The sequence below is a fragment of the Citrobacter sp. wls714 genome (assembly GCF_005281025.1).
GTDB classification, from domain to species: domain Bacteria; phylum Pseudomonadota; class Gammaproteobacteria; order Enterobacterales; family Enterobacteriaceae; genus Citrobacter; species Citrobacter werkmanii.
Map to the genome: position 1 here is coordinate 1 of NZ_SZWZ01000048.1, position 9,744 is coordinate 9,744.

General features: G+C 53.5%; 14 protein-coding genes and 1 pseudogene. 2 read left to right on the forward strand and 13 right to left on the reverse strand.

Features of this window, described 5'->3' with window-relative positions; translation table 11 throughout:
• The 11 genes and pseudogenes from FDX11_RS11240 to FDX11_RS11290 all read right to left on the reverse strand — a co-directional run.
• The coding region (locus FDX11_RS11240; RefSeq protein WP_137397917.1) for a hypothetical protein at window positions 1–375 on the reverse strand (375 nt) is incomplete at its 3' end.
• A gap of 2 nt (window positions 376–377) precedes the next feature.
• Window positions 378–629, reverse strand: a complete 252-nt coding sequence (locus FDX11_RS11245) for a hypothetical protein (RefSeq protein ID WP_137397918.1) — start codon at window positions 627–629, stop codon at window positions 378–380.
• A gap of 10 nt (window positions 630–639) precedes the next feature.
• Window positions 640–1,734, reverse strand: coding sequence for a major capsid protein (locus FDX11_RS11250; protein ID WP_137397919.1), 1,095 nt, complete (start codon window positions 1,732–1,734; stop codon window positions 640–642).
• A gap of 11 nt (window positions 1,735–1,745) precedes the next feature.
• A complete protein-coding gene (locus tag FDX11_RS11255; protein WP_137397920.1) occupies window positions 1,746–2,174 on the reverse strand; it encodes a hypothetical protein in 429 nt (142 codons plus the stop codon).
• 3 nt (window positions 2,175–2,177) lie between these two features.
• Entirely contained in the window at window positions 2,178–3,563 is a 1,386-nt protein-coding gene (locus tag FDX11_RS11260; protein ID WP_137397921.1) for a DUF2213 domain-containing protein, read from the reverse strand.
• A 12-nt stretch (window positions 3,564–3,575) separates the two neighbouring features.
• On the reverse strand, window positions 3,576–3,758 hold the full coding sequence (locus FDX11_RS11265; RefSeq protein ID WP_017693194.1) for a hypothetical protein: 183 nt from the start codon (window positions 3,756–3,758) through the stop codon (window positions 3,576–3,578).
• Between the two features lie 70 nt (window positions 3,759–3,828).
• Window positions 3,829–4,179 carry a hypothetical protein gene (locus FDX11_RS11270; RefSeq protein WP_071701308.1) on the reverse strand — a complete coding sequence of 117 codons (351 nt, stop codon included), beginning with the start codon at window positions 4,177–4,179 and terminating at the stop codon, window positions 3,829–3,831.
• A gap of 99 nt (window positions 4,180–4,278) precedes the next feature.
• On the reverse strand, window positions 4,279–5,292 hold the full coding sequence (locus FDX11_RS11275) for a phage minor head protein (RefSeq protein ID WP_137397922.1): 1,014 nt from the start codon (window positions 5,290–5,292) through the stop codon (window positions 4,279–4,281).
• A pseudogene (locus FDX11_RS11280) lies at window positions 5,225–6,642 on the reverse strand (DUF1073 domain-containing protein). Before FDX11_RS11280 ends, FDX11_RS11275 begins: the two are co-directional and overlap by 68 nt.
• 39 nt (window positions 6,643–6,681) lie before the next feature.
• Window positions 6,682–8,145: a DNA-packaging protein gene (locus FDX11_RS11285; protein ID WP_137397923.1), complete on the reverse strand. Its 1,464-nt coding sequence runs from the start codon at window positions 8,143–8,145 to the stop codon at window positions 6,682–6,684.
• On the reverse strand, window positions 8,132–8,692 hold the full coding sequence (locus FDX11_RS11290; RefSeq protein ID WP_137397924.1) for a terminase small subunit: 561 nt from the start codon (window positions 8,690–8,692) through the stop codon (window positions 8,132–8,134). The genes FDX11_RS11285 and FDX11_RS11290 overlap by 14 nt, the downstream gene beginning before the upstream one ends.
• A gap of 27 nt (window positions 8,693–8,719) precedes the next feature.
• Between FDX11_RS11290 and FDX11_RS11295 the strand changes: the two genes are divergently transcribed.
• A complete protein-coding gene (locus FDX11_RS11295) occupies window positions 8,720–8,923 on the forward strand; it encodes a YodC family protein (RefSeq protein WP_103786928.1) in 204 nt (67 codons plus the stop codon).
• On the forward strand, window positions 8,908–9,207 hold the full coding sequence (locus FDX11_RS11300) for an ATP-dependent RNA helicase HrpA (RefSeq protein ID WP_370976878.1): 300 nt from the start codon (window positions 8,908–8,910) through the stop codon (window positions 9,205–9,207). The genes FDX11_RS11295 and FDX11_RS11300 overlap by 16 nt, the downstream gene beginning before the upstream one ends.
• A 12-nt stretch (window positions 9,208–9,219) precedes the next feature.
• Here FDX11_RS11300 and FDX11_RS11305 read toward each other — a convergent pair whose 3' ends face one another.
• Window positions 9,220–9,423 (reverse strand): hypothetical protein, encoded by a 204-nt coding sequence (locus tag FDX11_RS11305; RefSeq protein WP_137397925.1) that lies wholly within the window; start codon window positions 9,421–9,423, stop codon window positions 9,220–9,222.
• A gap of 89 nt (window positions 9,424–9,512) precedes the next feature.
• A partial coding sequence (locus FDX11_RS11310) for a hypothetical protein (protein ID WP_212734563.1) occupies window positions 9,513–9,744 on the reverse strand: 232 nt, incomplete at its 5' end.

Consider the following 9,744-nt stretch of genomic DNA (forward strand, 5'->3'; position numbering starts at 1 on the left):
GCCCCCGACCACCATGAACAGGCCGACGCTGTTACCTGCACTGATCGGCAACTCGCCGGTGCAGCCGCTGGTATCGAGCCGGGCCAGCGAGTCACGCAGCCAGGTAATGCTGTCGTCGCCATATTCAAACGAGCGTGACGCGCCAGACGGCGCACCCTGCGATTTGATGCGGCGCGCGCCGGACGACGTAGCCATAAGCGCGGCGGCGTACATCAGGATCAGCTTCGAGGTGCAGTCGTCATACCCAGCGCCATCGAGGCAAGGGATAATCTTATTCACCACGCAGAGGATCGGCTCCAGCAGAGCGCCCGGGATGGCGTAACCCAATTCACCGAGGAACGCCTGCACGTCTGCTGCTGTGATTGGGTCAGCCATGGTTATTTACCCTTCTTCGATTTAGCGGCTTCCGCCTGCTCTGGCTGCTCTGGCTGCTCTGGCTGCTCTGCAGAAGTATCGCCCGGCGTTGCAACTTCAAGCTTGCGATCGCCACCGGATACTATTTCCACCAGGCCAGCAACTTTCCACTTATTCGCGGTGTCTTCGCTGACTTCCACCTTTGCACCAACCTCCAGTTTCTGGAGATTGGCACCGGAGAAAAGGTTATCGCTAATCACTTTAACCAGTGCCATATCTAACCCCTTAGCTGTGTGCGTAGATGACTGATTTTTTGCTGTTGATGTCGGTCTTAACCATCAAGCCGGCAGCGCCCCAGGTGCGCCAGATGTAATCGCTGTTGTAGAACGGACGCGGGTCGGCAACGGTGCCAAACGCCTGGCCTACAATCGGAGCAATCACGCCAGCAGTCAGCGGAACAATCAGGATCTGGTTACCAGTCAGCTGAGCGTCTTCTTTAATCGCGGCGATGCCGGACAGCTTCAGAAGCTCCTGCAGGATGGTGTCAGACTGGTAGTTGTCGCTGAAGTAGCGCTCAAGGTTAGAAATGATGGCGCTCGACACATACCAGGTCTGCTCGGCGTACTGGTTGTTGGTAAGTTTGAGCGTGTCGCGCAGTTTGATTGCCGCATTGCGGATCTGCTCAGCTGTCGCCGCCGCGCTGGTGAAGTCGATATTCAGGCCAGATGTGCCCAGGTCAACCATCGCCACACGCTCGTCGTTCTTCAGGCCCTTCCAGGTCTTCTCATCAAACTTGATGTAGTTACCTTCCGCGTCGCGATAGCCGTTGTAGATGTAATCCACATACTGGCGACGGACTTCGTTGGTGGACTCGAATTGAGCATCAGAGATGATGTCGAACGCATCCGGGTTGTTCAGGCGAGGCTCACGCCAGTGGAACTTGAAGCCGGTATCGTGCACAGGAACCATTGTACCGTCGTACTGGTACTGCACTGCATCCAGCGCCGCTCCGATCTGGCCTGACATAGAGGTGTGAGCCCACATGCGTCCGCCGGACTTAGCGTATTCGTACACGGTCTGGTTGATGCGCACCGAGCGAGACAGAGGCATCAGGTCGTTGAACAGAGTGAACTCAGTGTTCGGCTGGAATTGACGCAGCACGGTCTGGTCAAATGCCTTGTACAGATCAGCAGGTGAGCGAACAGCGTTGATGCCATTCAGCTGATTGACTGCATTCAGGCGGTCAGCCATCTCCTGCATTACGTTAATGCCCTGATGGTTCAAAGCGGCATTACGCTCCTGCGTCAGCATACCAAACTGGTACTGGTTCACGGCCAGGTTGCCGGTCTTTTCGCCCAGCGATTTAGAATAAACAAGCATTCAGTGACTCCTTACTTAATCACTACGCGAATGAGGTCGCCAGCTGCGGCGGTGATTGAGCGCTCTTCGTCGCAATAGCAGCGATCTGATTCGCCAGTGGCCCACTTCTTCACCTGGCCGTTGACGATTGAAAGCGCGTCGCCTTTTTTGTAGGTGCCGGCGGCAGCGCGAACGTTCAGGAACATGCCCGGCAGCGGATGGATCCCCACCAGCAGATCGTCGACAGCAAACGTGTCATCTACCGTCTTGCAGCGCAGATAGTCGAAGTCAGCGACATAGATAATCGCTGTTTCGCTACCATCTACCGACACCTTGAAGACGCCAGCATCGAAGAAGCCCAGGGTGCCAGGCTTGACCGCAGTGGCGCGGCCTTCACGGTTGAGCAGCGGATTAGGGAATACGCCACCGGCGAGAATTACGTGTTTTCCGTCTTTAGCCATTTTTTACTCCGGCATTTCGCTGACTGATTGGGTGTTGGTTGCCTGGCGGAATGCACCGTTCAGGCCGAAGGAGGTCTGGCACTTGGCATACATGGCGTCGAGCGCCTTACCATCCAGATCTGCGACTTCTTCATCGCTCATGTTCATCGCCAACTTCACAGCCGCGCGCTTTTCGCCTTTCTCTTTGTCGGCGTTCGCGTTCAGGCTGTTGAAAACGACGTCCACGCGATCGGCAAGTTTCTGCGCCCACGCTGGCATTTCTTCGTTATTGGTGGCCTGCTCTTTTTTCTTGGGCTTGCCTGTTTCCGGGTCGATTTCTTCATCGCCATTTTTCTTGGCGGCGGCTTCGTCGGCCTTCATCTGGTTGTATGCGTCCATCAGCTCGGCGTCGGACTTGCCTTCGGTCGGCTTACCAGCGGCTTGCAGCGCATTGATAATCAGTTCTTTCATCGGATCGTTCTCTCCGTTGGTTTTAATCTCGTACTCAGTTGGTTTGCGCACGACTTCTACAGGCTCTCCGACGAATACGGCCTTACCGGCATCATCGATGAGGTACTTTTGCTTCAGGTATCTGGCGTCGTCCCGGTAGATGAAGCTGTCGGGCCACACCGTCTCCGGCCAGAGCCACTTATCTTCGCCCGCACCTTCGCGCAGCTTGTCGCTGATGGCGCGCTGGATATCGTCGAAGGAGAAATTGGAGGCGTTGGTGAAGAAGAAGCGGGTTTTGTTAAGCATGCCTTCGCGGGTGCAGTCGGCGGCGTCGGCCAGGTTCGCCACTTCGATCTCCTGCTCATCGCCTTCGGCATTCACGAAGATGCCCACACCCTCATCCGGCGTTCCGGCACCAGGTTCATCGAGCAGCACCGCCACATGGTCGAACATCATGTTGGTGGCGATCTCGTTGTACTTTTTGCCCTTCGACTCGCCGTTGGCGGCTATGCCGGAATACAGCAGCCCAGTGGAGATGTGGATCGGGTCGGAGTTGGTGCCAGCCAGCATCTCATCCAGGCGGTTAATCAGACGCTTGCCCTTCTCGCTGGACTCTGCGTACTGGCGGTTAACGTACATGTCACCCGTCACCTTCCCGTCTTTGTGGCTGACGTTCTGCAGCCAGGCCCCGACGTGGTACTCGTTTACCGCCTGGACATCACGCGCCGAAACATGCTTTCCATCCACTTTCGGGTGGCCCAGCGGCATCGGGTTACGCTCGAGCGTGTTGTAGGCCTTTTCGATTTCTGCTGCCGGGTACAACTTCCGGTTCATCACGATATCGTCCACAACAGGCGTGATGCCGCGAACCACGATATGTGGCTTGCCGTCGATGGTTTCAGTGGTGATGTTTGAAGCGGAGTTGACGACGGTCAGCACGTTAACGCGGTTGCGTTTCATGCTGGGTCCTCGTTATTGGATGGTTTTGTGTAACGCTCTGACGATAGCTTTTACTTGGCGGACATTGCCGCGACCTTGTGACTTGATGACTTTGCGATCACCTACTTGCTTCATCATCGCTTCGACGCCGCCGATCTTAACGTGCGTGCATGAGATATCGCCAAGTCTCTTCGATTCGAAATAAACGCCGCTCATATGGTCCTCATTGTTGGATTTCAGGCAATAAAAAAGGCCGCCGAAGCGACCTTGCCAAAATTTATGGTTTTTAAAGCTCTATATGAGTTTCATAGGCTTCATCAATGCTATCCGCACCTTCATCTATCAGGGTGCTCAATCTCCGCGAACTAAGCTTTGCCCAGTTTCCTGTCGTGGACATAACCATGAAGCATAAATCGTCGTCATGGTTTTCAACCAGCATCCAACCCAACTCTGCGAGTTCATAGTCAAGCTCAGAAAGGAAAGATGTACGAATTGAGCTCCGACCTGACATTGCGCGAAGAGTGTTTTTCGAGATCTTATATCGCGAAATATTTTTGTCCTTTTCTTGCCCATAAAAATAGGCGTTAAGAACAATCAGTTTAGCGGTGTGAGCAGCGGATAAACGATGATTTGACATGAGATGTCCTAATGTTTTGTGAATTAAGTTATGAACCACTCTATTGGCTCAACATCAATATCACACAACACTAATTCATAGTCAATATCACCTAAAAAACTAATTATAGCTAGCGATATCAGTTTTCCATAGCTTTTGCTCTTTAGCCAACTTATCCGCCAGCCCCTCGTTGAAGATGCTGCCGTCATCGTTGAGCAGCACCGGAATCTGGCTGCAATAGCAATTGTACCGGTTGCCGTTCTCAGCGTAGAAATCCCGCACCTCTTCGGTGGTGTAGACCTTCCCATGACGGCTGGCGTGCCAGGTGCGCGTCGTCGGCTTGAGCGCCGACAGCCACAGCAGGCCGGTATTAAGACCCAGCCTGTCGGCTGCCCAGTCAGTTTCGTTCCATTGCGCCTGCCGCAGCGCGCCGACCTGCTCAGTCTGAGCGATGATTTTGGCCTTCGACATCGATACGTCAAGACGCTTGCTGATGACGCTGGCCGTCTCGCGTGGATTCACGCCGCGCGCTACCGCATCGGTGATGATGTTTGTCAGGTCGCCGCGGGCGGTGTCGCTGATGACCTTCCAGTCACTGAACGTTGTCAGTCTGGCCGCAGATATCTGGTTCAGATAACCGGGGCTGCTTAAAAGCTGCTGGAGCGTCGTCTGGCTGGCGTATATCTGCGACTGCTGCGAGAGGTTGTTGAATGCCTCCAGCGTGCCGCGCTGAGCTTCTGCGACGACGTAATCCATCGCCCACAGGTTCTGCTCGCCACCCTCCAGCAGGTAATCATCGAGAATCGACTGCACCGCTTCCAGCAGGTCAGCCAGTTCCTGCGCCGACATGTCGTAGATGAACTTGCCGGCGTTGACCTGGTAGAGCCGCATGTCCGCGCCGTTGTCGTGGCACAGGAAATGCCAGTTATGGCTGTTTACCTCACGCCCTCTCCCGGTCAGGCGCTGGTCGAACAGAGCTTTCAGCGCTCGCTTGATGCCGAGATACCGCTCTTCGATATCCCGGAACATAGCGGTTACCTGCTTCGCCGATCGGGTTGGGTCAACCTTACTGCGCGGAACTATCGGCAGCCCCACCTTTGCCGTCTGTTCTGGTGTCATCGGCCAGTGGATCATCGGTAGTCACCTTTTCGTCCGGTTTCGGTGGTTCTTTTGGCTCTGGCAGCGGGTCAAGCCCAACAACTTCGCGCAGTTCATTGGCTGTAATCGGCGGCTCGCCGCCATCACGATGTCGGCGAGTTTCGAAGCGTTCTCGATCTTCTCTTTCTCGCCTGGCGCCAGCAGGTCACTCCACGAAATGGTGACCTCGCCTTTGGTCGGTGGGTCAATAATGCCCAGCGTCCAGAAGCGTTCAAGTAGCGCGGTAATCCTGTCTGTCAGGAAGCCATTACGCCGCGTGTTTCGACGGATAGCCCAGTCTGTTTTGTCCTCATCGCTCGCCAGTCGCCCGGTCTGCTGACCGAACAGGATGGTAAACGGGATTTGCACAGATGCTGCCAGTTCATTCGCAGTGACTTCCCATGTCGGACCAGGGTCACCTGGTGTCACGCTTAGAACGTGCATCTGACCTGCCTGCATTACAGCTGCCGCATCGGTGCCGCGGTTCAGCTTATTGACCTTGTCGCCCATAGCCTCGCCGAGATCAGAATAGCCAGCAGCTTTGGCTTGGTCTGCCAGTGTCGCCATGTCGGTTTCTTTGCTGAATTCAACAGCAATCTGACGGCTAGCGTTCTTCAGGAAACCCTCAGCACCACCACCTGATACCTTCTCAATGTCGAGGCCTTTGTTGTAGCCAGCCTCAAGCAGCGGAATGCCGGACAGCACGTTGTCGTCTTCAGAACCTTCGCAGAATAGAATGACGCGGCTCGGATGCACCGGTTCTCCGCGCATCGGGCCGACAAAAGCTTCATCGCCAACCGGTTGTTCGTTGAAGTTGAACATCTTCGGCTGGCCGAAAGTTTCAGACTGGCGGTCGTTATCCCAATCAGCAACAGTTAACTGCGGCTCCCATACCGGGATCAGCTTCACCAGGGCAGACTCGCCAAGCGATTTCACCAGCATGATATCTACAGGCTCGCTCCATGGCTTATTGTCTTTCACCTGCAGCAGTAGTGCTGAGTAACGCCCGACCATATTGCGGCGATCAGCATCCTTCACCTTTGGCCACCACTTCTTCATGAACTTGGTGACGCTCTTTTCCCAGGAGTTTGTCTCCTTCGACACCTGCGTCTCGTCACCATCGACGATAACCGGATAATCCTGCCAGCAACCATCCAGCAGACGATGTACCACAGCGAAGCCAGCGGCGTTGCGGCGGTACATGTTGTAGAAGTCGTTGAAGGTGATCGTGCGCGGGTAGCCAAATTCCTGGTAAAGCGTCGGGCGCTTCGTGTTCCCGCCACCGATGCCGATGGCATTCAGGTAATTTGCTCGCCTCATTTCAGTGGCGAGGTTGTTCACAGCCATTTCGAGGCTGTTATTGTTTTCGCTCACTGGCGATGCTCCTTAGAAGAATACTGCGCCGACTGTCTGTCCGCTCAACTCTGTCATTGCCCATACATGAGCATCGAGTCGGTCTGGTGACTTTTTCGCAGTGGTGGGGACGTATTCCATCTGCTGATTTTCAAGCTTGTAGAGGTTTCCACGGTGGGCAACGCGCCCTTGTGAATAGAGCGCTGATATTGGCTCTGCGCGGGCAAACTTACCTTTGCTGGCGTGGACGCGAATAATGCGCCCCTTAAACCCAGCATTGCGCAGAGTATCCTCTGCCATGTCACCGCCCTGGTTGGTTTCAATAACGATAGCGTCAGCGTCATGAAGGTCGTAGGCCTCCATTGCTTTTGTCGCCCAACCGTTCGGGGAGTATTTTCCGCTGTAGTCGCCATCAACTGAGTATTGCCTGCGGTCACCAGTGCCATAAGAACTGGCCGCGACAATGCCTGTTTCATCGCTCTCTTCGCTGTTCGTCGCCTGCGGGTCAATTGCAACCACTGTCCGCGATAGCTTCTCTGTAATGTTTAGCGCTCGTGCTGCAGAAATCATGTCCTCAGTCCACAGCGCCCCCTCTGCGTTAAAGCGCTTCGGATCCTGCATGTACTGTGCTTCAGCAGTGCGGCGATGTGAGAACAACGATACGCGATGTGATTCGTTATGCTTGAAAGGCCACAGCCATCCATCAGGCAAGCCGTGGTCAATCGGTATAGCGTGAGTATTTTCTGGGTATTGCGCAGCGTATGACTGGCTGTTATCGATAATCACCGGGAGATTCAGGTGATGCCATTTCTCACCGCTCCCTCCCCGCAAGAGATATCCGCTCAGGTCGTGATAGTGGATCCGCTGCATGATGACAATCATCGGAGTCGTTTCGATTGCCAGTCGTGATTTGATTGTCTCGTTGAAGCGATTATTTACGCCATCGCGCACCACTTCAGAGTAAGCATCATCAGGCTTAACAGGGTCATCAATAATTAATGCGCCTTGCCAGCCTGGCTCCATGTGCCCGGCACGAAAGCCAGTTACCTGCCCGGCTGCGGACGACGCATAAACGCCACCACCGTGTTCTGTCCACCACATAGCCTTGCTGTCGGCATCATCACGCAACGACATAGGCCACATTGACTGATACGCCTGCGACTTAATCATGCCGCGAGCTGTAGAGGAGTTCAGCAGCGCAAGGTTGTGCGAGTAGGACAGGTGCATGAAGCGGGCCCTGCAATTCAGCGCAAGACCGCGCCCCATCATATTGATGGTCGCCAGTTCAGTTTTCGTGTAGCCAGGCGGGACGTTGATTATCAGGCGCTGAATCTCACCATCAATGACGCGATCCAGCGTCTGCTGAATCACCTTGTGGTGGGGAGCGACAATCATCTTGCCGCCAGTGCGCTGTTTGAAGAAGTAGCGAGCGTAATAGAGCCCGTCCTCTTCACACTCTATCTTACGGGCATAGGTTTTTTGCTCAGCAGTCGTCATCCTCCAACATCTCCCGCCGGGCAGTTTTGTACTCTTCTTTGGTCAGCGTAGCCATTTCTATTGGCCCACCGTTCTTGCCTGTATGCTCATGAGTGGCCTGTTCTTTGAAAGCCATCACATCTATGTGCTTCCCGAGCAACTCGAGGTTTTTGACTTTATCCGGCCACTTAATTTTCTTGAGTAGCGCGGATGCGTTCCCCTCGGCGGACATTTCGACTACATCCAAACCGGATAGCGTTGTCCTCCATACCTTGGGCCACTGAGACACTGGCTTAAGCTCACCAGAAGAGGTCAGTATGTCGAGAACATCCATCTGGTCAATCTCAACGAGACGATTCAGGACGTATGTCGCATTTATGCCAACCAGATCATTGCGTTGCGCTTTTAGTTCAGTAATCCTTGACTGGATGTCAGGTTTTGACATGTTTTCGGACGCAGTGCGGTTAGCTGTCTTTGCGCTGTACCCCGCCCGAATAGCCGCTTGCGTGGCGTTTAAATCGATGAGGTACTCGCGACAGAACATTTCTTGCTTGTCGGTGAGTGCCATGGGAAATCTCATTTCAAGGATTTTTTTATGAGCAGCAAAGCTAAGTACGCCGCTGGAGATATAGTTACTCTTAAATCCGGTGGTCCTGATATGACGATCAAAGATGTTATTTTGCCATCTCAATATGGAGAGAAATTACTTTCTTACAGATGCCAATGGTTCGCAGGGAAGAAACTTGATAGTGGCGTTTTCCCAGAAGTTTCGTTAATGGTCCCATCCCCAAAGCCGTAAACCCAAACACACCAAAGCTATCTGTCTCGGACGTTTCATCTTGGATGATGTTTAACCTTCAGTCATCCACGTGTCTTTACCAACAAGATGTTGTCGACTATCTCGTTAAACATAACAACGAGCAGCATCTCAAGGAAAATGCTGACGGTAACCAAGCACTATCAACCAAAGTGATTAATAAGTTTCGAGTTGATAGCGGTGAAAATGTCGTTTGGGTTAAACCTGAAAAATACTGGCGTTACCGCGTCCCTGAGGATGAAGAAGGTCGAGAGGCTCGCGGTTAATACACAGGGCGATCATTCGCCCTTTTCTTCGAAACTCTCTTCCAATGGCGTGAACTGCACGCGCTTCACATCGGCCGGAGCAAAGTAAAGCCACTCGCCAGTCTCCGTCGCCAGCGGCATAAAGCCGTTAACCAGCTCAGGCTGACGTCGTGACATCTTGCCCGTGAAGGTTTCGCCTGTTTGGGTGGTTAGAGTGATTTGGTAGATATCGGACATTGAGAACCTCTTTATCCGCTTATGGGAGATTGCCATTACGATGAGCCGCCCCATGGTGATGGCAACAAAAAACCGCCCGGAGGCGGCTTTTAGATTTCACCACGTGATTTTTCAAGTTCATACAAGCCATGCCCATCACCAGCATCAAGCAATGCGTAAAACTCAGGATCTTTTAACCGCTCGAGTGTGTTTGACATTTCCTGCATCTCATCTCTTAGGAGGTTTATTTGCTCTGATAGTTCTTCGTTTTCATCCTTGAGCTCAGCCATTTCAGCCTGTAATTGCAAGAGACTTTTGAATCGCCACGGGTTTAACAGACAC

Bases quoted from the DNA above. Each gene is read 5' to 3' on its own strand.
- FDX11_RS11290 (WP_137397924.1), bottom strand. From the start codon at position 8,692: ATGGCACTCACCGACAAGCAAGAAATGTTCTGTCGCGAGTACCTCATC.
- FDX11_RS11255 (WP_137397920.1), bottom strand. From the start codon at position 2,174: ATGGCTAAAGACGGAAAACACGTAATTCTCGCCGGTGGCGTATTCCCT.
- FDX11_RS11275 (WP_137397922.1), bottom strand. From the start codon at position 5,292: ATGATCCACTGGCCGATGACACCAGAACAGACGGCAAAGGTGGGGCTG.
- FDX11_RS11245 (WP_137397918.1), bottom strand. From the start codon at position 629: ATGGCACTGGTTAAAGTGATTAGCGATAACCTTTTCTCCGGTGCCAAT.
- FDX11_RS11295 (WP_103786928.1), top strand. From the start codon at position 8,720: ATGAGCAGCAAAGCTAAGTACGCCGCTGGAGATATAGTTACTCTTAAA.
- FDX11_RS11250 (WP_137397919.1), bottom strand. From the start codon at position 1,734: ATGCTTGTTTATTCTAAATCGCTGGGCGAAAAGACCGGCAACCTGGCC.
- FDX11_RS11305 (WP_137397925.1), bottom strand. From the start codon at position 9,423: ATGTCCGATATCTACCAAATCACTCTAACCACCCAAACAGGCGAAACC.
- FDX11_RS11265 (WP_017693194.1), bottom strand. From the start codon at position 3,758: ATGAGCGGCGTTTATTTCGAATCGAAGAGACTTGGCGATATCTCATGC.
- FDX11_RS11270 (WP_071701308.1), bottom strand. From the start codon at position 4,179: ATGTCAAATCATCGTTTATCCGCTGCTCACACCGCTAAACTGATTGTT.
- FDX11_RS11285 (WP_137397923.1), bottom strand. From the start codon at position 8,145: ATGACGACTGCTGAGCAAAAAACCTATGCCCGTAAGATAGAGTGTGAA.
- FDX11_RS11260 (WP_137397921.1), bottom strand. From the start codon at position 3,563: ATGAAACGCAACCGCGTTAACGTGCTGACCGTCGTCAACTCCGCTTCA.